Here is a 21,570-nt window from a genome sequence, read left to right as displayed (position 1 = left end):
AGGAATGCGTGGTGGGCTCGCCGGGATTCGAACCCGGGACCTACAGATTAAAAGTCCGTTGCTCTACCGACTGAGCTACGAGCCCACACGCCGATGCGCGTTAGGAGCGGACGGGCTTGCGGTCAACCATGTGCAAGCGCGTGGCGAGTTGGCGCATCGTTCGGCCCGACTGCGGATCGCGCCACTGCGGCGCAATGTCCGCGAGCGGCGCAAGCACGAAATCCCGCGACCGAAACGCGACGTGCGGAACGATCAGGCCCGGTTCGCGCCATGCCCCGCCCGACCACAGCACGATGTCGAGATCGATCACGCGCGCCGCCCAGCGCTGGCCACGGCGACGCCCGAACTGCCGTTCGATCGCCTTCAGCCGCAGCAGCAGCATCGGCGGCGGATCCGCGCTTTCCAGCAAGATGACGGCATTGGTGAAGCGCCGGATTGATGGCCCGATCGGCGCTGTCTCGATCAGCCGCGATACCGCCGTGACGCGCGGCAAAGCCGCAATCGCTGCCAGCACCTCGGCGCGCGGGCTGCCATGCCGCCCGCGCCGGTTCGAGCCGATTGCGATCGCATAGATCGGGTAGGTGGTTGAGATCGACACCCAAACACGCCTATCGCTTTTCGATGAACTTCGCACCCAGCCCGATCGCGGACTCCGAGCCGCCCCACGATTGCCCCCTCTGCCCCCGACTCGTCGGCTTTCGCGAGGAATTGCGGCAGGAATTTCCGACGTGGTGGAACGCCCCGGTCAACGCCTTTGGCGATCCGGCGGCGTGGCTCGGCATTATCGGCCTCGCGCCCGGCAAGCATGGCGCCAACCGCACCGGGCGCCCGTTCACGGGTGACTTCGCCGGGGTGCTCCTGTTCGAGACGCTCGCCAAATACGGCTTTGCCACCGGCGTTTATGAGGCAAAGCCGGATGATACGCTGCAGCTGCAGGGGGCGATGATCATCAACGCGGTCAAATGCCTCCCGCCCCAGAACAAGCCCACGCCGGAAGAAATCCGCACGTGCCGCCCGTTTCTGGAAGGACAGATCGCGGCGCTCCCGCGGGCGCGCGTATTCGTCGCATTGGGCCAGATCGCGCATCAGTCCGCGGTCAAGGCGCTGGGCGGCCGGCTGCCCAAGTGCAAGTTCGGTCATCTCGCCGAACATCGCATGCCCGATGGCCGGATCCTGATCGATAGCTATCACTGTTCGCGCTACAATCAGAACACCGGAAGACTGACCACCGAGATGTTCGAGGCCGTCTTCGCACGTGCAGCGGAATTACGCGATGAATCCGCACGTTAACGGAATATTTTCGGTCTAATGGATGAGAGATATTGTTACGCGCATTGGCTATACGGGTCTCGGCCGGTGCGGAGTATTGCAACGGTCGTGGCGCGTAGCGTACCGATGCGCGGGAGTGATCGAGGCATTTGAACGGGTCGAACCGTTCTCCCCCCCGCCCGGTTACCCCCGCGCGGATCTCCCCCGAACCATTGCTGTCGCATGCCGGTGTCAGATATCCTGGACCAGGCGACCGTACAGATCGGGCCGGCGATCCCGGAAGAAACCGAAGGCGGCGCGGTGGCGCTTTACCCGGTCGAGGTCGATCGTCGCGGTGATCACGCCCTCGTCTTCGCGACCCAGCTCGGCGAGAATGTCGCCGCGCTCGTCCGCGATGAAGCTGGTGCCGTAGAACGTCTGGTCATGCTCGACGCCGACGCGGTTGGCGGCGACGATCGGCACGACGTTCGACACCGCATGGCCGACCATCGCGCGCCGCCACAGCCGCGCGGTATCGAGCGAGGTGTCGTGTGGCTCGCTGCCGATCGCGGTGGGGTAGAACAGCACTTCCGCGCCCATCAGCATCATCGCGCGCGCGGTCTCGGGATACCATTGGTCCCAGCATACGCCGACGCCGAGCGTCGTCTTCTCAGGGCCGGGCCAGACCTTGAAGCCGGTGTTGCCGGGGCGGAAATAGAATTTCTCCTCATAGCCCGGGCCGTCCGGAATATGGCTCTTGCGGTACACGCCCTGCACTTCGCCATCGGGGCCGATCATCGCGAGGCTGTTGTAATGATGCGGCCCGTCCGCCTCGAAGAAGCTCGTCGGGATCGTCACCTTGAGCGCCTCGGCGAGCGCCTGCATCGCGAGCACCGCCTTGTGCTCGCCGACCGGCTTGGCGTTGGAGAACAGCCCCTCGTCCTCGACCCGGCAGAAATATTCGCCCTCGAACAATTCGGGCGGCAGGATCACCTGCGCGCCAAGGCTCGCGGCCTCGCGCACCCGTTCCGAGACATGCTCGATATTCGCGTCCATATCGTTGGAGAAGGCAAGCTGCAGCGCGGCGACGGTGATTTCGGTCATGCGCCGCCATATCGTGCTTCGCGCGCCAGATTCAAATGGGATATCGCTGATGGAACGCTTGTTCGAAACGATCGCGCAACGGGTTGCGAACTGGGCGGGCCGACCGGTCGCGTTCGTCATCGCCTTCATGGTCGTGCTGCTTTGGGGCCTGACCGGACCGGTCTTTCATTATTCCGACACGTGGCAGCTCGTCATCAATACCTCGACGACGATCATCACGTTCCTGATGGTGTTCCTGATCCAGAATGCACAGAATCGCGATGCCTCGGCGATCCAGGCCAAGCTCGACGAGATCATCCGCGCGACGAACACGGCGCGCAACGAGTTCATCGGGATCGAACATATGACGCAGGACGAACTCGAGCGGATCAAGCGCGTGCTCGAGCGCGAATGCGGTGACAACACGACGCATCATGAATCGATCGAGCGGTTGCTCGGGCGGCTGTAGGGTCCCGCCGCTGCGTGTTCCTGTGCAGGCAGGAACCTGGAGTTGCAGACACCGCGTTGGTTTGGCGCAATCCCCCCATCCGTTCGGGCTGAGCGAAGTCGAAGCCCCGCGCGCCACAGGCTCCGCTCTACTCGGCAAGCGGCCCTTCGACTGCGCTCAGAGCGAACGGAAGGGGTGAGTCTAGTGCGCCCCCGCGCGCAGCGTGATCCGCGTCAGCTCTGACGGCACGCCGAGCCGCAGCGCAAAGCCCGGCCACAGGCCCGTACCGTTGTTGACGTACAGCGTCATCCCATCGACGTCGTAGCGCCCCGAGACGAACCCGGCATTGGCGCGCGCCACCAGCCGGTCGAGACCGACGATCATCCCGCCATGCGTATGCCCCGACAGCTGCAACGCCACGCCGCGCGCCGCCGCCGCCCGCGCCATGCGGGGCTGGTGGTCGAGCAGGATGATCGGCGCGCCCGCCGGGGCGCCCGCAAGCGCCTTCCCCAGATCGGGCGCGGGATGGCCGGTCGCCCGCGCCGACAGATCGGTGACGCCCGCGATCACCAGCCGCCCGTCGCCGCGCGTCAGCACCGCATGCGCGTTGGGCAGGAGATGCATCCCCATCCCCCCGAAATGCGCCATCCACGCATCATATTCGAAGAAATATTCGTGGTTCCCCGGAATCGCGTAGATCCCGTCGGTGGCGCGAAGCCCGCGCAACGGCTCGACATCCGCGCGGCGCATCGCGATCGATCCGTCGATGAAGTCGCCGGTCACGACGATCAGATCGGGGTGGAGCGCATTGGTGCGATCGACCACCGCCTGCGTCCAGCGTGCGGGGAACAGGCGGCTGATGTGGAGATCGGTCAGCTGCACCAGCGTATAGCCGTCGAACGCCTTGGGGAGCCCGGGGATGACGACGTCGATATCGCGCACCGGCGGCACCCGCTGCGCCTGCGCCACGCCTAGTCCTGCGAGCACAAGCGCCACCCCGCCCATGACGTAACGCACACCGACCGGCACCAAGAAGCCACCCTGCTCGATCAGCAGCGCAGGCAGGCGCGCGAGATCGACCACCAATTGGAACACCGCGAGCAGCAGGATCGCGCCATAGACAACGTTGAACGCGAGCACGACGGCGCGCGGCATCTCGGGCGCGAACGGCGACCCCGAGGACAGCCGGCTCCACAGCAGGAATTGCGACCCGACCAGCAGCACCAGCGCGAGGATCACCTTCACCGCCGGATGCCACGGGAGCGGCAGGATGAAGCGCAGCGTTACGAACAGCCACGGGATGCTGAAAAACAGGTGGAAGATCGCGCGTTCCTTCTGGCGACGGGGCGTGGGCTAAGCGATTCGCACTAGTATCGACAACACCGCCGCCGCCCCCGTTCGTTTCGAGCGAAGTCGAGAAACCTGGCGTTGTGCCGGGTTTCTCGACTTCGCTCGAAACGAACGGGAGGTTGGGGGGAAGCCCCCTTACCCCGGAATCTGCTGCGAGATGCAGTGGAAGCTGCCGCCGCCGGTGAGGATCGCATCCGCGCGCAGGCCGACCACGTCGCGCCCCGGGAACAGCTTTTCGAGCGCCGCGACCGCCGCCGCATCGTTGGGCGCGCCGTACAGCGGCACCACCACCGCGGCATTGCCGATGTAGAAGTTCATGTAGCTCGCGGGCACGATCTCCTCGTCGCGAAGAACCCGACCCGGCGAGGGAATGCGTACGAGTTCGATCCCCGGCATCTCGGCGGCGACGGCAGCGGCGTGTTGATAGACCAGCCAGTTGGGGTCGTTGTCCGCGGCCTCGGGAATCGCGAGCACCCCCGGCGCGACGAAGCGCGCGAGATTGTCGACATGCCCGTCGGTATGGTCGTGCATGAGCCCGTCGCCGAGCCACAGGATTTGCGAGAAGCCGAGATCGTCGTGGAGCCGCTGCTCGATCTGTGCCTGGTCCAGCGCCGGGTTGCGGTTCGGGTTGAGCAGGCATTGCCGGGTGGTGACGAGCAACCCGGTCCCGTCGCCATCGACCGCGCCGCCCTCGAGCACCCAGTCGCAACTTTCGACCGCGATCTGCCTGTCCTCGGCGAGCCGCCGCCCGATGTCGCTATCCCCCGGCAAATCGTATTTCCCGCCCCAGCCATTGAAGGCGAAATCCCGCGCGCTGCCGTCCGACAACAGGATCGGCGCGGTGTCGCGCAACCAGATGTCGCCGAACGATTCGACCACGATCTCGGCGAAATCGCCCGCCATCGCGCGCGCGGCGGTCGCCGCCTCGTCATCCGCCGCGACGAGCAGGACGCGCTCGCCCCGCCCCTCGGCATGGACCGCGCGCGCGAACGCGACCACTTCGGTCCGCGCGGGCTCGAGGTCTTCGACCCACAATTCGGGATGGCTCGGGAAGCCGATCCAGACTGCGGAGTGCGGGGCCCATTCGGCGGGCGGGACGGCGCGTGTCATGCTTCAAACGTTCCTGTGTTTACTTGCCCGCGCGGCTCTTGTCGCGAATCGCGCGGAATTCGGCGGTGCTGTACCAGTTCGGCCAGCGCGTCCCATCCGCCAATTCACGGCCGAGACCGTAATAGAGCGTCAGATCCTCGACCGCACCCGACCAGTCCCACGCCGCATTATATTCGTCCTGCGGCTTGTGATAGCGATGCACGATATAGTCCTCGGTCGCGGCATGGCCAGCCGCGGTGCCGCCGACCCGCAGATCCTCCCCCGATTTGCCGTCGAACATCGGCACGCCTTGCCGCGCGAAAGCGAAATGGTCGGAGCGGAAGTAGCTCCCGCGCTCGGGATTGGGGTCGGGCTTCACCACCCGGCCTTGCTCGATCACGAGCGTCTTCATCATGTCCTCGAGCTCGGACTTGCCCGCGCCCGCCACGACGAAATCCTTCGCGCGACCGACGACGTTGAGCCCGTCCATGTTCACGCCGCCGACGGTCTGCGCCATCGGGTAGATCGGATGCTCGGCATAATAGCGCGAACCGAGCAGCCCGCACTCCTCGCAGGTCACCGCGAGGAACACGGTCGAGCGCCGCGTCGGCCCCGCCTTGGTGCTCGCCTCGGCAAGCGCGACCAGCCCGGCGACCCCGCTGGCATTGTCCAGCGCGCCATTGCAGATATTGTCGCCATCGACCGGGTCGCAGCGCCCGAGATGATCCCAATGCGCGGTGTAGAAGACGTACTCGCCCGGCGCCCCGCCCTGCGCGGCGGGCTTGCCGGGCAGGATGCCGACGACGTTCTTCGACGCCTGCCGCTTGATCGTGGTGTCGAACGACGCCGACGCGGTCACGCCTAGCGGCACCGCCTTGAACCCCTTGCCCTTCGCGGCCGTGTTGAGCGCATCGAAGTCCTGCCCCGCGCTCGCGAACAGGGCGCGCGCCTTGTCGAGCTGGATCCAGCCGATCGCCTGGCTCTGGTCGGCATGGTCGCCCTTCTCGTCGAGCTCGAGCTGCGGCCCGGTCCAGCTCGACTGGACGACGCCCCAGCCATAAGCGGCGGGCGCGGTCTCGTGGACGATCAGCGCGGCAGCGGCCCCGTGGCGGGCGGCTTCCTCGAACTTGTAGGTCCAGCGGCCGTAATAGGTCATCGCACGGCCTTCGAAGAGGCCGGTGTTGGTCGGGGTCTGCCAGTCGGGATCGTTGACCAGGATGACGACCGTCTTGCCGCGCACGTCGACGCCCGCATAATCATCCCACCCACGCTCTGGCGCGGTGATGCCGTAGCCGACGAACACAACCGGGCTGTCCTTCAGGTCGATCTTCGGGGTCACGCGGTAGGTCGCGAGCACCATGTCGCTCCGATAGGCGAAGCTGGCCGGGGTCTTGCCGCCCTTGAACGTCATCGGGGTGACGTTGGTCGCGGTCAGCTCGACCAGGGGCACGTCCTGGAACCACTTGCCGTCGTTGCCGGGCTTGAGCCCCGCCGCCTTGAAGCGTTCGACGATATAATCGGTCGCCTTGGTCTCGCCCGGCGTCGTCGGCTTGCGGCCTTCGAACGCATCGGACGACAGTGTCTTGGTTACGTCCTTCAGCGTTTCGACCGAGATGGCAGGCAATGGCCTGGCGGACTGCGCCGCAACTGGCTGCGCGAGCCCTGGCATGGTGCTCAGTGCGAGACCATAGCCCAGTGTTTTGAAACTGTTCATCAATCCGGTGCCCCCGTTGCGAACCACCGTTCTGGCATCCCCCGGCAAACCACGCAACTGGACCGCGTCAAGTCCCTTGGCAGATTTGAAACCCGTGATTATCGTCCGGCAGGGGGAGAATAGGGGATGTTGAAGCAATTCATCTTGGCCGCGTGTGTCTGCTGCACCGCCACGCCGGGGTATGCTGCGAGCGACGCCGCGCGGAAATTCGGGGCGCGCGAGGAAGTACAACAGGTGAGCCTGTCCCCGGACGGAAAGCGCTTCGTTGCGTTACTGTCGGATGCAAAACGCGGGGTGCGCGCGCTGGTCTTCACGATCGACGGCTCGGCGCCTCCAGCGGCCCTCCTGGCGTCGAGCGGGGAGAAGGAACAGGTCGATTATTGCGAATGGGCCAACAGCAATCGGCTGATCTGCGGGGTCAGCGTCACGACCGGCCGGATTCGCGATATGATCGGCTTCGATCGCCTCGTCACGGTCGGTGCCGACGGCAAGGACATGAAGATGCTGAGTGTCCACGATTCGTTCCAGGCGCTCGGAATCATGCAAAATGGCGGTCATGTGATCGACTGGCAGGGGGACCCGACGGGCAATTCGGTCCTGATGACCCGTCAATTCGTGCCGACCGCCGATACGGGCACACATATCTCGGGGGCCGCCGAAGGCATGGGGGTAGAACGCGTCGACCCTGTCACGCTACGCCGTCAAACCATCGAAAAGCCACGCGAGACCGCCAAAGAGTACATTGCCGACGGGCTGGGGACGGTTCGCATCATGGGTTTGCGGCCAACCCGGGGCAACGGGTATAGCGACGGCCGCACCGTCTATCAGTATCGCAAGCAAGGCCAGACGGGCTGGCTGCCGCTCAGTACGGTGAGCGGCGATTCCCAGACCGAACATGGCTTCGATCCCTATGCCGTCGATCCCACGCTGGATGTCGCTTATGGCTTCGATGCCCAGGATGGACGCAACGCCCTGTTCAAGGTCGCCCTCGATGGCAGTCTGAAGCGCGAGCTCGTGTTTGCACGACCCGATGTCGATCTGGCCGGACTGATCCGGATCGGCCGCCGCCACCGCGTCGTCGGCGTCAGCTACGTCACCGATCGACGGCAGGTCGAATTCTTCGATCCGGAATTGAAGAAGCTCGGGATCAGCCTCGCCAAGGCGATGCCAGAACGGCCTCTGGTGCAATTCGTCGATGCCAGCGCCGATGAATCGAAGCTGCTGCTATGGACTGGCAGCGACGTCGACCCGGGCGAATATATGCTGTTCGACAAAAAGACGCGGCACCTCGACGGCCTGCTGCGCGCGCGCCCGCCGCTCGACGGCGTGACGCTCGCTCCGGTCAAGGCGATCACCTTCCCCGCTGCCGATGGCACGCCGATCCCGGCGTACCTTACGATGCCAGTCGGCAAACCCGGCACCAACCTTCCGGCGATCGTCATGCCACATGGTGGACCCGGCGCGCGCGACGAATGGGGGTTCGACTGGCTGGCGCAATTCTTCGCTGCGCGCGGCTACGTCGTGCTCCAGCCCAATTACCGCGGCTCGACCGGGTACGGCGAGGGGTGGTTCAAGGAAAACGGCTTCAAGTCGTGGCGTACCGCGATCGGCGACGTGAACGATGGCGGGCGCTGGTTGGTCAAGCAGGGGATTGCCGCGCCGACCACGCTGGCGATCGTCGGCTGGTCCTATGGTGGTTATGCAGCCCTGCAATCCGCCGTGCTCGATCCGGCCCTGTTCAAGGCGATCATCGCCATCGCACCGGTCACCGACCTGGATACGCTCCGCCACGAGCACGACGACTTCCAGGACTATTATCTGGTCGATGCGTTCATCGGCAAGGGACCGCACGTGCGTGAGGGATCGCCTGCGCAAAACGCCGCGAAGATCACCGCGCCCGTTTTGATGTTCCACGGCGACATGGACCAGAATGTCGGCATCAGCGAATCGCGGATGATGGCAAGTCGGCTGCGCAGCGCGGGCAAGTCGGTCGAACTGATCGAGTTCAAGGGTCTCAGCCACCAGCTCGACGACAGCGAGGCGCGAACCGCGATGCTCGACCGGAGCGACCTGTTCCTGCGGGAGAAAATGGGGATCCAGTAGGGGCGAGTTTCAGGCTGCCCCCACCCCCATCCGTCCGGGCCCAGCGACGTCGAAGCCGTTTGAGCTGAACGAACTCGAATCCGTTCGGGCTGAGCGTAGTCGAAGCCCCCTCTCCCCACGCGCCTTGGCCTGTGTGCGCGCGGCCCTTCGACTGCGCTCAGGGCGAACGGGCTGGGGGAAAGGAAGCGCAACGAAAAAGGGCGGCCCCAGCGGGACCGCCCTTTTTTGTCTCGAACCGCGCCGTGGCAAAGCCACGTCGTCGGACGGGGCGGTGCCCCGCCGGCCGCTCGCGCGGGATGTCCGGATTAGCCAAGGCTAATCCGCGTCATCAGCGCGAGTAGAACTCGACCACGAGGTTCGGTTCCATCTTCACCGGATACGGCACTTCGTCGAGCGACGGAACGCGCGTGAAGGTGACCTTGGCCGCGCCGTCCGGAGCGACGTAGTCGGGGATGTCGCGCTCGGCGAGCTGCTGCGCTTCGAGCACCAGCGCCATTTCCTTGGCCTTATCGCCCAGCGTGATCTCGTCACCGACGAAGCAGCGACGCGATGCGATGTTGCACTTCACGCCGTTGACGCGAACGTGGCCGTGCGAAACGAGCTGACGTGCTGCCCAGACGGTCGGGGCGAACTTCGCGCGATACACGATCATGTCGAGACGCTGCTCGAGCAGGCCGATCAGGTTCTGGCCGGTGTCGCCCTTCATGCGCGCTGCCTCGGTGTAGCAGGCGCGGAACTGCTTCTCGGTCACGTCGCCATAATAGCCCTTGAGCTTCTGCTTGGCGCGGAGCTGGATGCCGAAGTCCGAGACCTTGCCCTTGCGGCGCTGACCGTGCTGGCCGGGGCCGTATTCGCGCTTGTTGACGGGCGACTTGGGACGACCCCAGATGTTCTCGCCCATCCGGCGATCGAGCTTGTACTTTGCGCTGCTACGCTTCGACATGATGAATTCCTTGCAAGTGCCAATAACAAGACCAGCGCCGCGGAGTACGCTTTGCTGATCGATACCCGGTCATCGCTCCGCCTGACCCAAGGGTCTGGTCGGGGCCACCGCTTCACCGGGGTGCGGGGCCTTTTGCGAAGGCGGGCGGGTAGCGGGGGATGCGGCGTGAGTCAAGCTGGACAGCGTCGCGATGCCGCGCCAAGGGCTTGGCATGACCGATCCGATCCTTCCCGGCGCCGACTGCATCACCATGGCCGACGTTCGCGCCGGCGTGGACGCGCTCGACCGCGAGCTGGTCGCGCTGCTGGCGCGGCGCTTCGCCTATATGGATGCCGCCGCCCGCATCAAACCCGAGCGTGGCGCGGTGCGGGACGAAGCGCGCAAGACGCAGGTGATCGCCAACGCCTGCGCCGAAGCGCGCGCGTCGGGCGTCCCCGAGCAGATCGTCGCCGATCTGTGGGAGCAGCTGGTCGAAGCGTCGATCGCCTATGAATTGCGCGCCTTCGACCAGCGCTAGCCCGCGCGTTCGCCTCGGGGTCGTCGCGCGCGGGACGCTTACGCGCCGGCGCCGCTAACGCCCATGCCGAGGATCAGCGCGCGACGTCTGCCGCCCCGACATATTTCTGATCGCGCAGCCGATCGGTCAAAACCTGCCGCTGAGCACTGATCGTCGCCCATTCCGCTTTGCTACGGCACACGCGCTTCGGGAACAGCGAGCCCGTAACCTCTTCCGAGCGGCAGATCTTCTTGTCACCTTCGGCGGTCTTGTCGGAAGACTGAGGCTCCGTCGCCTGCGCCGTGATCGGCGCACACAAAAGTAAAGTGGCAAGTAGCGTCTTCATCATTCCCCCCGGATGCTCAGCACCGTACTTTGCCGTTGGTGCTGCGCCGCAATACCGGACCGGGCGTATTGCTTCAAGTTCCGCGTGGCTTCTTTCCTGCCAGAGAACTCAACACCCCGCGCATCGTCCGCACCTCCTGCGTCGACCAACCCGGTTTTGTCAGCAACGTCCGCAAGGTCCGCCTGGTCACCGGCGTCCGCGCGGGTGGGAAGAAGAAGTCGCTGTCCTCGAGCATCGCATCGAGCTGCGCGATCATCCCGTCGAGCTCCTCCTGCGGCGCGGGGAGCGGCATGTCGACTTCGGGCGGGCTCGCGAGCGCGACGCCCTTGGACCATTCGTACGCGACCAGGATCACCGCCTGCGCGAGGTTGAGCGAGCCGAACTCGGGGTTGATCGGCACGGTGATGATCGTGCGCGCGACCGCGACGTCGTCGGTCTCGAGACCCGAGCGTTCGGGCCCGAACAGGATCGCCGAGCGACCCGCGGTGGCGTGGATCGCCTGCGCGGCGGCTTCGGGGGTGAGCACGGGCTTGGTGATGCCGCGTTTGCGCACGGTGGTGGCATAGACATGCGCGCAATCGGCGATCGCCTCGGCGACGGTTTCGAACACCTGCGCCTGTTCGAGCACGATATCCGCACCCGAGGCGGCGGGGCCCGCGCCGGGATTGGGCCAGCCGTCGCGCGGGGCGACGAGGCGCAGCTCGGTCAGCCCGAAATTGAGCATCGCACGCGCGGCCTTCCCGATGTTCTCGCCGAGCTGGGGGCGGACGAGGACGAGGACGGGGGGCGGGGCAGGTGCGGTTTCGGGCGTTTCGCTTGGGGCGGTGCTTCGACTTCGCTCAGCATGAACGGAATTTACAACAGTTGCTTCTATCAAAGATTCGGGCGTCGGTTGCTCGTCGAAACCATCCCCCTCCGTTCGCCCTGAGCGAAGTCGAAGGGCCCTCTCCGCGGGCGGTATCGCGGCCTCATGCAGCGCCTGCCAGTCCGAACGCATCAACGCTTCCTTCTTTACCCGTGTCCACCCTTTGATCTGGCGCTCAGCCTCAAGCGCCTCGATCCGCGAGGGAAAATCCTGCGACCACGCCAGTACAACGGGTCGGCGCATCTGCGTATAGCCTTCAATTGTACCGGACTGATGTTGCCCGATGCGGCCCTCGAGGTTGTCGGTGTGCCCGGTATAATAGCTGCCGTCGCCACAGCGTAGAATGTAGACCCAGAAGCTCATCGTGCAGCCCTGTCCTTCGATACGCGTCTTCGCCTTCGCTCAGCCGCTACTCGGGACGAACGGAAGTGGGCGAAACCGGGGATGAAAGCAGAGGCAAGCGCTCCGCTCCTACCCCTTCCCCACCTCGCTCACATTCCCCGCAAACTCCTCGAAGTCGCGCGCCTCGCGGAAGTCCTTATAGACGCTCGCGAACCGGATGTAGGCGACCGAGTCGAGGCCCTTCAGCCCCTCCATCACCATCTCGCCGATCCGTCCCGAACGCACTTCGTTCTCGCCGAGCGTCTCGAGCTGGCGCTGGATCCCCGACACCAGTTTCTCGAGCTGCACCGCCTCGATCGGCCGCTTGCGCGCCGCGATCGAGACCGAGCGCAGCAGCTTCTCGCGGTCGAACGGCTCGCGCTTCAGGCCAGCGCCCTCGCTCTTCACCACGGTCAACTCGCGCAGCTGGATCCGCTCGAACGTGGTGAAGCGCGCGCCGCAGCCCTCGCATTGCCGCCGCCGCCGGATCGCGCCCGCATCCTCGGTCGGGCGCGAATCCTTTACCTGGCTGTCTTCATGGCCGCAGAACGGACAGCGCAATCACATGCCCTCGGGATAGATCGGGAAGCGTGCGCACAAGGTGCGGACGCGTTCGCGGACATTCGCCTCGACCTGCGGGTCGCCATGCTCGCCGTGGGTGCGCAAGCCGCCGAGCACGTCGGCGACCATATTGCCGATCTCGCGGAACTCGGCCGGGCCGAACCCGCGCGTCGTGCCGGCGGGCGAGCCGACGCGGATCCCGCTGGTCTTGGTCGGCGGGAGCGGATCGTTGGGGATGCCGTTCTTGTTACAGGTAATTCCGGCGCGCTCGAGCGCCTCGTCGGCGTCCTTGCCGGTCACGCCCAGCGGCGTCAGGTCGATCAGCGCGAGATGTGTGTCGGTGCCGCCCGAGACGACCTCCGCGCCGCGCTCCTTCAGCGTCGAGGCGAGGATCTTGGCGTTCTCGATCACCGCGGCGATGTAGCTCTTGTAGCCGGGCTGGAGCGCCTCGCCGAACGCGACCGCCTTCGCTGCGATGACGTGCATCAGCGGGCCACCCTGGAGCCCCGGGAACACCGCCGAGTTGAATTTCTTGCCGAGCGCCTCGTCATTGCTGAGGATCATCCCGCCGCGCGGGCCGCGCAGCGTCTTGTGCGTCGTCGTGGTGACGACATGCGCGTGCGGCAGCGGCGACGGATGCAGCCCGGCGGCGACCAGCCCCGAGAAATGCGCCATGTCGACGAGGAAATAGGCGCCAACCTCGTCCGCGATCGCGCGGAACTTGGCGAAATCGATCTGGCGCGGATAGGCCGAGCCGCCCGCGATGATCAGCTTGGGCTTGTGCTCGCGCGCCAAGGCCGCGACCTCGTCGAAGTCGATCAGATGGCTGACCGGATCGACGCCGTACTGCACGGCATTGAACCACTTGCCCGACATCGCCGCGCGCGCGCCGTGCGTCAGATGCCCGCCTGCATCGAGGCTCATGCCGAGGATCGTCTCGCCCGGCTTGACCAGCGCCAGCATCACCGCGCCGTTCGCCTGCGCGCCCGAATGCGGCTGGACGTTGACATAGGCGCAATCGAACAGCGCCTTGGCGCGGTCGATCGCAAGCTGCTCGACTTCGTCGGACGGCGCGCAGCCCTGATAGTAGCGCTTGCCCGGATAGCCCTCGGCGTACTTGTTGGTGAAGACCGAGCCCTGCGCCTGCAACACCGCCTTGGAGACAATGTTCTCGCTCGCGATCAGCTCGATCTGGGTCTGCTCGCGCGTCAACTCGTGCGCGATCGCGCCGAAGACGGCGGCATCGGCGTCGGCGAGGCCTTGCGTGAAGAAGCCGTCGGGCTGGACGTCGTGCAGCTGGGTGGGGTTGGTGCTCATGCCGGTTCTCTCACGAAGGCGGGGGCGCCGAGCTTGTCGACGCGCGGTTGATGACGGCCACCGGCGAAATCGGTGGCAAGAAAGGCGGAGATGCACGCGCGCGCCATGTCCTCGCCGACGAGCCGCGCGCCCATTGCCAGAACATCGGCATCGTTATGCTCGCGCGCAAGCGCAGCGGACAAAGGCTCGGACACCAGAGCGCAGCGCACCGCCGGGTTGCGGTTGACCGCGATCGAGATGCCGATGCCCGAGCCGCACAAGGCGATCCCGCGCTCCGCATCGCCGGATGCGACCGCCTCCGCGAGCGCATAGCCGTAATCGGGATAATCGACCCGCGCATCACTATCCGGGCCAAGGTCGAGCACATCGTGGCCCTGCTCGGCAAGCCAAATGGACAACCCGCGCTTGAGAGCGAAGGCGGCGTGATCGGAGGCGATGGCAATGCGCAAGCTGGGCGCGCTCCCTCAAAAAAAGCCCCCGCGGCGGGGCAGGTCGTTGGCTGCGCCATACCGATGCGCCTGCCAAAATGCCACAGCGAACCGCAGATACCGACACAAATCGCCGCTCCGCCGCGACGAACGATTGCGGGCCGCCCGCTGCCGGGGTAGGCATCTGAGCTGTGACGGATTTCCCGCCCGATGCTGCAGCAGCCCCCTATTCGGCCCCGGTGCCGGGTGGCGTCTCCCCTGAAGCGGCGGCGCGGGCGCGACTGGTCGAGGTCCTGCTCCGTACCGGAGAGGAAGACCGGGCGGCGTTCCGTGACCTGTATTCGCTGACCTCGGCGAAGCTTTTCGGGATCTGCTACCGTATCTGCGGCGAAAGGCAGGCAGCGGAAGACGTGTTGCACGACGTATACCTCACGATCTGGAAGCGCGCCGGGGCCTATGAGCCCGCACGCGCCAGCCCGATCACATGGCTTGCCACGATCGCGCGCAATCGCGCGATCGACTGGCAACGCGCCCAGAAGGTTCGTCGCGCAACCCCGATCGAGGACGCTCCACCGATCATCGACACCGCGCCGCTCGCCAGCGCCACGATGCTCGATGACGAGCAGCATCATCTGCTGCGCGAATGCCTCGAAACACTCGAGGAGCGCCAGCGCGGCGCAATCCACACCGCATTCTTCGACGGCGTCACTTACGCCGAGCTCGCCGAGCGCCAGAGCGTTCCGCTGGGAACGATGAAGAGCTGGGTGCGTCGCGGCCTCGCCCGACTGCGCGAGTGCCTCGAACGATGACCGACTCGCGGCATCCCGAAATGCCGGGCGACGAAGGTCCCGACACGACGGCCGCCGAGCTCGCGCTTGGTGTGCTCGAGGGCGAGGAGCGCGCGTCCGCGACGCGCCGTGTCCTCTCCGAGCCGGGTTTCGCCCGCGCCGTGGACCAGTGGCGCGACTATCTCGCACAATTGTTCGATCTTTGGCCGGAGATCCCGGCTCCCGACATTCTTCCGCGGATCGAGCAGTCGATCGACCGCGTGTCCGGCGTGCCGACGGTCGTTTCCGCCCAGCCGCGCGGCAGTCGGATTTGGCCGTCGCTGGCGGCGCTGTCCAGCGTTGCCGCCGTGGGCCTGCTGGCCATCCTGCTGCTCCGTCCGGTCCCGCTGCCGACCGTTCCGCAGCCGCGCGTCAGCGCACCGGTCGCCGCCCCGCAGCCAACGCTGGTCGCTTCGCTCGAACCGGACGCCAAGGTGGGGCCGATGACCGTCGTCTATGATCAGGGCAGCGGCACGATCCGGCTGACCGAATCGACGCTGGCACGCGCCGATCGCAGCGCGGAATTGTGGGTGATCCCGGCAGACGGAACGCCGCGTCCGCTGGGTCTGTTGCAGGATCGGGGCGGGACCGCCTTGACGCTGAGCCCGGCAGTGCGCCGGCATCTCGCGGCCGGCGCGACGCTGGCCGTCTCGATCGAACCGCTCGGCGGGTCGAAGACCGGACTGCCGACGGGGCCGGTCGTCGCCAAGGGTGCGCTGGCACCGGTCTGATCGGCGCGACGTTAATTACGCGCGCCGCATCTACGCTGCCTCGATGGCCGTATCTCCCGCCGTGTCCAGCCAAGGACGCAGCAACAGGAGAGCAGTCATGAACCGCATCATTCCAACCGCGCTCATCGCGGCAGCCATCGCTGTCGGCGGCGCATCGTTCGCCGGCGCCGCGACAAACCCGATGGTCGGCGGGGCGGCGATGTACGCCAACAAGACCATCGTCGAGAATGCCGTCAATTCGAAGGATCACACCACCCTGGTCGCAGCGGTCAAAGCAGCCGGCCTGGTCGACACCCTGTCGGGTCCGGGCCCCTTCACGGTTTTCGCGCCGACCAACGCGGCCTTTGCCAAGCTGCCCGCCGGCACGGTCGACACGCTGCTCAAGCCAGAGAATAAGGCGATGCTCACGTCGGTGCTGACCTATCATGTCGTACCCGGCACGATTACCGCCGCCGACATCGCCGCCAAGATCAAGGCGAACATGGGCAAGGCAACCTACACCACCGTACAGGGCGGCACGCTGACCTTCATGAAGTCGGGCAAGGGCTATACGATCGCCGACGCCAAGGGCCACAGCGGAAAGATCACGATTGCCAACGTGATGCAGTCGAACGGCGTGATCCATGTGATCGACGCGGTGATGCTCCCGTAAAAAAAGTTCGGCCTGGACGCATCCCGAGCCGGAATCGTTCGTATCTTGCTATGCTTCGGCCCCAAGCCGATGCGCGTACCCGTTCGCTGGATCCCCTCCTTTGCGGCGAACGGATGATTGTAAGGGACCTGCCGGCCCCCCTTTAGTCGGCAGGTCCTTTTCATCCCCGCACAAAATCGTCATGGAAGCGTCACCAGATCGTCGTAGCGGCATCCTTGCCGCCCGCGCCCCAGGACGACGCGCGATCCGGCAGGAGAGTGTTGAGATGGCCATCGCGCTTCGGTCCCCCAAGAATGCGACCTCCAAGAACACCGCGGTGCAAAGCGCGGTGCATCGGCACGAACATCTGTCCAAGCAGGGATTGCTGGAGCGCGCCTTTACCTTCGCGTTTCGCGGGTTGGTCTATGCGCAGATCTGGGAAGATCCCGCGGTCGACATGGAAGCGCTGGCGATCACGCCTGACTCGCACGTCGTGACGATCGCATCGGGCGGGTGCAACGTACTGTCGTACCTGACGGCCAACCCGCGGGCGATCACCGCGGTCGACCTCAACACCGCCCATATCGCGCTCAACAAGCTGAAGCTCGTCGCGGCGCGTCACCTGCCGAGCTACGAGGCATTCCATCGTTTCTTCGCGACCGCCAATTCGCGGGCCAACGTGATGGCGTATCGCACCTACATCCGCCCGCATTTCGACGAAGCCACGCTCGCCTATTGGGAAGGGCGCGACATGATCGGGCGGCGCCGGATCGGCGGCTTTTCGAAAAACGTCTACAAGCGCGGGTTGCTCGGCAACTTCATCGGCGTGGCGCATCTGCTCGCGCGCCTGAACGGCGTGAACCCGCGGGTCCTGCTCGAGGCCAAGTCGATCGAGGAGCAGCGTGAGATTTTCGACCGCGACTTCGCCCCCTTCTTCGACAAGGCGGTCGTGAAATGGATCACCGACCAGCCGGCGTCGCTGTTCGGCCTCGGTATTCCGCCTGCGCAATATGATGCGCTGGCGGGCAACGAGAAGATGGCGGTCGTCTTGCGTGCGCGGCTCGAGAAGCTTGCCTGCGACTTCGACATCAAGGACAATTATTTTGCCTGGCAGGCGTTCGGCCGTGGCTATGGCAAGGACGAGGCCGCTCCCCTGCCGCCGTATCTGCAGCGCGACCACCATGCCGAGATCGTCGATCGCGCCGAGCGGATCGAAGTGCGCCACATCAACTTCACCGAATATCTGCGGACCAAGAGCGATGCGACGCTCGACCGCTATATCCTGCTCGACGCGCAGGACTGGATGACCGACGAGCAGTTGACCGACCTGTGGACCGAGATCACCCGCACCGCCAAGCCCGGCGCGCGCGTGCTGTTCCGCACCGCCGGCATTCCGACGATCCTGCCGGGACGTGTCCCTGACGCCACCCTCGCGCGGTGGGACTATCGCACCGAGGAATCGCGCGATTACACCAAGCGCGATCGCTCCTCGATCTACGGCGGCGTTCACCTTTACGTTCTGGCGTGACGAACCCTGCCGGCCATGCGGGGCATATGGATGCGATCTATCGATCGCAGCGCCATATCTACGATCTGACCCGCAAATATTATCTGCTGGGTCGCGATGCGCTGATCGGCGGGATTGCCCCGCCGCCGGGGGGCCTCGTCCTGGAAATCGGGTGCGGGACCGGACGCAACCTGATCGCGGCGGCGCGGGCCTTTCCCAATGCACGCTATTTCGGGATCGATATCTCGTCGGCGATGCTCGAAACCGCCCGCGCCAAGATCGCCGCGGCGGGGCTTTCGCATCGCATAGCCCTTGCGCAGGGCGATGCGACCGCGTTCGATTCCACCGCGCTGTTCGGGATTGGCGCATTCGATCGGATATTCCAGAGCTATACGCTGTCGATGATCCCCGATTGGCAGGGGGCACTTCGCGAGGCTGCCGGCAAGCTTGCCCCCGGGGGACGGCTCGACATTGTGGACTTCGGCCAGCAGGAGGGCTTGCCACGCCCTTTTCAGGTCATGCTGTTCGCATGGCTTGCAAAGTTCGACGTGATGCCGCGCGCCGCCTTGCCCGAGGCGGTCCGGGCTACCGCGCGCGAACACGGGCTGATCGGGCGTTTCGCTTCCTTGCGCCGGGGCTATGCCTGGAGCGCCTCGCTCACTCGCGCATGACTTTGGCGGGATGATGATGATCGGAAGGCTGCCATGAACCCGCCACTCCTGCCACGCTGGCTCGGCCTTGCCGGGCTGCTGCCGCAGATCGCTGCCGTGGCGATCGTCTTCAGCGGCGACGGCGCCTTGCGCTTCTCGGCACTCGCGCTCGGCTATGCCTATGCCGCCTTGATCCTCAGTTTCCTGGGGGGCTTGTGGTGGGGGATCGGCGCCGCCGCCGAGAAGCCGCCGGAATGGCTGTGGGTCGCCGCCATTGCGCCGTCCCTGCTGGCGCTTGGCAGTGCGGTGCCCTGGGCGATCGGCGAACCGTGGCCCGCACCGTCGCTCGCTCTGCTGGGCATCGCGCTGATCGGCGCCCTGGGCATCGACGTGCAACTGGCGCGCGGCGGACTGACCCCCCGCTGGTGGATGAGCCTGCGTTTCCCGTTATCGCTGGGATTGGGCGGGCTCACCCTGTTGCTGGCATTTGCCTGATCCGGTCGCTGGTCTCAGTGGTGGAACAGCAGGTACAGCACGATGATCACCGGGATCGGGACGCCCAGCAACCACAGAATACAACCCTTGCCCATAGTGCCTCCTCTTGATGTCGGAGGCGTAACGGATTGATTGCGCGGCGGTTCCGTAGCGGGCCAAGCCTCAGGCTGCCTTGCGCAACTCCAACCGGCTCCAGATTTCGACCAGAGCATCGGTGAGGTCGCGCATCATCGCTTCGTCATGCGCCGGACCCGGCGTGAACCGCAGCCGTTCCGTCCCGCGCGGAACGGTCGGGTAGTTGATCGGCTGAACGTACACACCGTATTCGGCCAGCAGGATATCGCTGATCTTCTTGGCCTTGACCGGGTCGCCCACCATCAGCGGGACGATGTGCGTGGTCGAGTTCATGACCGGCAGGCCAGCCCCGGCGAACATCGCCTTCAGCGACGACGCTGCGCGCTGCTGCCCGTCGCGTTCCGCACTCGATGCCTTGAGATGCCGCACGCTGGCCAGCGCACCGGCGACCAGCACCGGCGACAGCGACGTCGTGAAGATGAACCCGGGAGCATAGGAGCGGATCACGTCGACGATCGTCTGGTCCGCGGCGATATAGCCGCCCATCACGCCGAACGCCTTGCCGAGCGTTCCCTCGATGATCGTCAGCCGATCCGCAAGTCCCTCGCGGTCCGAGATGCCCCCGCCACGCGGGCCGTACATGCCGACCGCATGGACTTCGTCGAGATAGGTCAGCGCGCTGTACTTGTCGGCGAGGTCGCAGATCTCGGCGATCGGCGCGATGTCGCCTTCCATCGAATAGACGCTCTCGAACGCGATCAGCTTGGGCGTTGCCGGATCGACCGACGCGAGCAGTTCTTCCAGATGCGCGAGGTCGTTGTGGCGGAAGACGTGCTTCTCGCACCCCGAATTGCGGATCCCCGCGATCATCGAGGCATGGTTGAGCTCGTCCGAGAAAATGATGCACCCCGGCAGGATCTTGGCGAGCGTCGCCAGCGTCGCCTCGTTCGAGACGTAGCCGCTGGTGAACAGCAAGGCGCCCTGCTTGCCGTGCAGATCGGCGAGCTCATATTCGAGGTCGACGTGATAATGCGTGTTGCCGCCGATGTTGCGCGTGCCGCCCGAGCCCGCACCCACATCGTGCAGCGCTTCTTCCATCGCGCCGATCACCGCGGGATGCTGCCCCATCGCGAGATAGTCGTTCGAACACCATACCGTGATCGGCTTGGGGCCGTTATGCCCCGCAAAACACCGGGCGTTCGGAAACGCGCCCTTGTTGCGGAGGATGTCGATGAAGACGCGATAGCGACCTTCGACATGGAGGCGGTCGATCGCCTGCGCGAAGATGCGCGAATAATCGACTCCGCGCGCGGATGTTTCCATGTCCATGCTGCTCAAATAGACCGCGTCCCCGGTGAATTCCAGCGCCTTTGCGCGATCACTCTGATCGAGCGACCGTGTCACAGCATCTCGATCGCGCCGAGCCCATGGGCGGAGAGTGCCTGATCCAGCGCCGCCATTCCCGGGGTGCGCGCGGTGAACACCGCAAGTCCCGGCCTCGGCACGTCCGGCCATGCCTGACCCCGGGTGAGGAATGCGATCCGCCGCGCGATCCCGTCCGACCCGTCGACGAACCGCACCGGACGCGGCGCGGCCGCGAGCAGCTCCGCCTCGACCAGGGGGAAATGCGTGCAAGCGTTGACGAACGTATCGATCCGCTCGCCGCCCTCCTGCCCGAACAATCCGGCAAGGATCGCGGCATAGCGGGCCGGGTCGGTCGGCTCGCCGCGCAGCTTTGCCTCGGCCAGCGTCACCAGTTCGGCCGACCCATGGCGCAAAACGACGCAATCGCTCGCAAAGCGCGCGGCAAGATCGTCGACATAGGGTTGCCGCACGGTCGCGTCGGTGCCGAGCACGCCGATCACGCGAGTCGTGCTGTGCAGCGCGGCGACCTTGATCGCCGGCACCGTCCCGACCACCGGAAGATCGAGCGCGCCGCGCACCGCTGCAAGCGCGATCGTGGAAGCGGTGTTGCAGGCTATCACGATCAGGCGCGGATGATAGCGCTCGACCAGTCGCCCCAGCAGCGCCGGGACGCGTGCGCCGATTTCAGCCTCGCTCTTCGTGCCATACGGGAAACCGCCCGAATCGGCGACATAGACCAGCGGCATGCACGGCAGCTGTGCCCGTGCCGCGCCCAGCACCGACAATCCGCCGATCCCGGAGTCGAAGAACAAAACGGGTCTTTCATCCATCGGGCGGACCCTAGCCGAAGCGCTGCAGATCACAAAATCGTGGCCTGCACGACGGTGTTGGGCCATGGCACGCATCCTGCTATCATC

The 21,570-nt window shown here is 65.7% G+C and carries 23 protein-coding genes and 1 tRNA gene; 10 read left to right on the top strand and 14 right to left on the bottom strand.

From position 1 onward, the window contains the following. Positions 1-9: 9 nt before the first annotated feature. Together L8G49_RS16075 and folK are read right to left on the bottom strand one after the other, a co-directional pair. Positions 10-85 (bottom strand) — tRNA-Lys (locus L8G49_RS16075). 15 nt (positions 86-100) lie between these two features. Then, positions 101-598 (bottom strand): 2-amino-4-hydroxy-6-hydroxymethyldihydropteridine diphosphokinase, encoded by a 498-nt coding sequence (gene folK / locus L8G49_RS16070; RefSeq protein WP_242138379.1) that lies wholly within the window; start codon positions 596-598, stop codon positions 101-103. A gap of 23 nt (positions 599-621) precedes the next feature. Here folK and L8G49_RS16065 point away from each other — a divergent pair, with 23 nt between their 5' ends. After that, the gene (locus tag L8G49_RS16065) at positions 622-1,290 is read left to right on the top strand and encodes a uracil-DNA glycosylase (protein ID WP_242138378.1); all 669 of its coding nucleotides are present in this window, start codon (positions 622-624) and stop codon (positions 1,288-1,290) included. A gap of 210 nt (positions 1,291-1,500) precedes the next feature. Here L8G49_RS16065 and aguB read toward each other — a convergent pair whose 3' ends face one another. Beyond that, positions 1,501-2,352, bottom strand: coding sequence for an N-carbamoylputrescine amidase (aguB, locus tag L8G49_RS16060; RefSeq protein WP_242186753.1), 852 nt, complete (start codon positions 2,350-2,352; stop codon positions 1,501-1,503). 49 nt (positions 2,353-2,401) lie between these two features. On the opposite strand from aguB, the gene L8G49_RS16055 reads away from it, so the two are divergent. Beyond that, positions 2,402-2,800, top strand: a complete 399-nt coding sequence (locus L8G49_RS16055) for a low affinity iron permease family protein (protein WP_242138376.1) — start codon at positions 2,402-2,404, stop codon at positions 2,798-2,800. A 180-nt stretch (positions 2,801-2,980) separates the two neighbouring features. Here L8G49_RS16055 and L8G49_RS16050 read toward each other — a convergent pair whose 3' ends face one another. The 3 genes from L8G49_RS16050 to L8G49_RS16040 form a co-directional block, all read right to left on the bottom strand. After that, positions 2,981-4,024, bottom strand: coding sequence for a metallophosphoesterase (locus L8G49_RS16050; RefSeq protein WP_242186752.1), 1,044 nt, complete (start codon positions 4,022-4,024; stop codon positions 2,981-2,983). Between the two features lie 240 nt (positions 4,025-4,264). Continuing rightward, on the bottom strand, positions 4,265-5,239 hold the full coding sequence (locus L8G49_RS16045) for an agmatine deiminase family protein (RefSeq protein ID WP_242186751.1): 975 nt from the start codon (positions 5,237-5,239) through the stop codon (positions 4,265-4,267). A 19-nt stretch (positions 5,240-5,258) separates the two neighbouring features. Continuing rightward, entirely contained in the window at positions 5,259-6,887 is a 1,629-nt protein-coding gene (locus tag L8G49_RS16040; RefSeq protein WP_242186826.1) for a M28 family metallopeptidase, read from the bottom strand. 279 nt (positions 6,888-7,166) lie between these two features. On the opposite strand from L8G49_RS16040, the gene L8G49_RS16035 reads away from it, so the two are divergent. Further along, a complete protein-coding gene (locus L8G49_RS16035; protein WP_242186750.1) occupies positions 7,167-9,035 on the top strand; it encodes a S9 family peptidase in 1,869 nt (622 codons plus the stop codon). Between the two features lie 328 nt (positions 9,036-9,363). Here the strand turns inward: L8G49_RS16035 and rpsD are convergent, their stop codons facing one another. Continuing rightward, the gene (gene rpsD / locus L8G49_RS16030; protein WP_010161826.1) at positions 9,364-9,978 is read right to left on the bottom strand and encodes a 30S ribosomal protein S4; all 615 of its coding nucleotides are present in this window, start codon (positions 9,976-9,978) and stop codon (positions 9,364-9,366) included. Between the two features lie 211 nt (positions 9,979-10,189). Between rpsD and L8G49_RS16025 the strand changes: the two genes are divergently transcribed. Continuing rightward, entirely contained in the window at positions 10,190-10,495 is a 306-nt protein-coding gene (locus L8G49_RS16025) for a chorismate mutase (RefSeq protein WP_242138372.1), read from the top strand. Between the two features lie 73 nt (positions 10,496-10,568). Here the strand turns inward: L8G49_RS16025 and L8G49_RS16020 are convergent, their stop codons facing one another. The 5 genes from L8G49_RS16020 to rpiB all read right to left on the bottom strand — a co-directional run bounded on the left by L8G49_RS16020 (position 10,569) and on the right by rpiB (position 14,393). Next, positions 10,569-10,823, bottom strand: a complete 255-nt coding sequence (locus tag L8G49_RS16020) for a hypothetical protein (RefSeq protein WP_242138371.1) — start codon at positions 10,821-10,823, stop codon at positions 10,569-10,571. Positions 10,824-10,893: 70 nt separating this feature from the next. Next, complete coding sequence (locus tag L8G49_RS16015; protein ID WP_242186749.1) at positions 10,894-12,048, bottom strand: TrmH family RNA methyltransferase; 1,155 nt, start codon at positions 12,046-12,048, stop codon at positions 10,894-10,896. Between the two features lie 108 nt (positions 12,049-12,156). Continuing rightward, positions 12,157-12,627, bottom strand: coding sequence for a transcriptional regulator NrdR (gene nrdR, locus L8G49_RS16010; RefSeq protein WP_010219069.1), 471 nt, complete (start codon positions 12,625-12,627; stop codon positions 12,157-12,159). Further along, positions 12,628-13,944, bottom strand: a complete 1,317-nt coding sequence (glyA, locus tag L8G49_RS16005) for a serine hydroxymethyltransferase (RefSeq protein ID WP_242186748.1) — start codon at positions 13,942-13,944, stop codon at positions 12,628-12,630. After that, positions 13,941-14,393 (bottom strand): ribose 5-phosphate isomerase B, encoded by a 453-nt coding sequence (rpiB, locus tag L8G49_RS16000; protein ID WP_242186747.1) that lies wholly within the window; start codon positions 14,391-14,393, stop codon positions 13,941-13,943. The genes glyA and rpiB overlap by 4 nt, the downstream gene beginning before the upstream one ends. A gap of 218 nt (positions 14,394-14,611) precedes the next feature. Here rpiB and L8G49_RS15995 point away from each other — a divergent pair, with 218 nt between their 5' ends. The 6 genes from L8G49_RS15995 to L8G49_RS15970 all read left to right on the top strand — a co-directional run bounded on the left by L8G49_RS15995 (position 14,612) and on the right by L8G49_RS15970 (position 19,213). After that, positions 14,612-15,181 carry a sigma-70 family RNA polymerase sigma factor gene (locus tag L8G49_RS15995; RefSeq protein ID WP_242138740.1) on the top strand — a complete coding sequence of 190 codons (570 nt, stop codon included), beginning with the start codon at positions 14,612-14,614 and terminating at the stop codon, positions 15,179-15,181. Next, positions 15,178-15,930, top strand: coding sequence for an anti-sigma factor (locus L8G49_RS15990; RefSeq protein ID WP_242186746.1), 753 nt, complete (start codon positions 15,178-15,180; stop codon positions 15,928-15,930). Before L8G49_RS15995 ends, L8G49_RS15990 begins: the two co-directional genes overlap by 4 nt. A gap of 97 nt (positions 15,931-16,027) precedes the next feature. Continuing rightward, positions 16,028-16,582 carry a fasciclin domain-containing protein gene (locus tag L8G49_RS15985; protein ID WP_242186745.1) on the top strand — a complete coding sequence of 185 codons (555 nt, stop codon included), beginning with the start codon at positions 16,028-16,030 and terminating at the stop codon, positions 16,580-16,582. Positions 16,583-16,847: 265 nt separating this feature from the next. Next, positions 16,848-18,089: a DUF3419 family protein gene (locus tag L8G49_RS15980; protein WP_242186744.1), complete on the top strand. Its 1,242-nt coding sequence runs from the start codon at positions 16,848-16,850 to the stop codon at positions 18,087-18,089. A 26-nt stretch (positions 18,090-18,115) separates the two neighbouring features. Then, a complete protein-coding gene (locus L8G49_RS15975; RefSeq protein WP_242138739.1) occupies positions 18,116-18,739 on the top strand; it encodes a class I SAM-dependent methyltransferase in 624 nt (207 codons plus the stop codon). Between the two features lie 33 nt (positions 18,740-18,772). After that, positions 18,773-19,213, top strand: a complete 441-nt coding sequence (locus tag L8G49_RS15970; RefSeq protein WP_242186743.1) for a DUF3429 domain-containing protein — start codon at positions 18,773-18,775, stop codon at positions 19,211-19,213. Between the two features lie 162 nt (positions 19,214-19,375). Here the strand turns inward: L8G49_RS15970 and hemA are convergent, their stop codons facing one another. Both hemA and murI read right to left on the bottom strand, forming a co-directional pair. Next, positions 19,376-20,617: a 5-aminolevulinate synthase gene (gene hemA / locus L8G49_RS15965; protein WP_242186825.1), complete on the bottom strand. Its 1,242-nt coding sequence runs from the start codon at positions 20,615-20,617 to the stop codon at positions 19,376-19,378. 71 nt (positions 20,618-20,688) lie between these two features. Then, positions 20,689-21,483, bottom strand: coding sequence for a glutamate racemase (gene murI, locus L8G49_RS15960; RefSeq protein ID WP_242186742.1), 795 nt, complete (start codon positions 21,481-21,483; stop codon positions 20,689-20,691). Between the last annotated feature and the right edge of the window lie 87 nt (positions 21,484-21,570).

This window comes from Sphingomonas sp. CARO-RG-8B-R24-01 (genome assembly GCF_022662295.1).
Taxonomy (GTDB): Bacteria; Pseudomonadota; Alphaproteobacteria; order Sphingomonadales; family Sphingomonadaceae; genus Sphingomonas.
The sequence above is the reverse complement of the archived record's forward strand: the minus strand, read 5'-3'. Positions and strand labels throughout refer to the sequence as shown.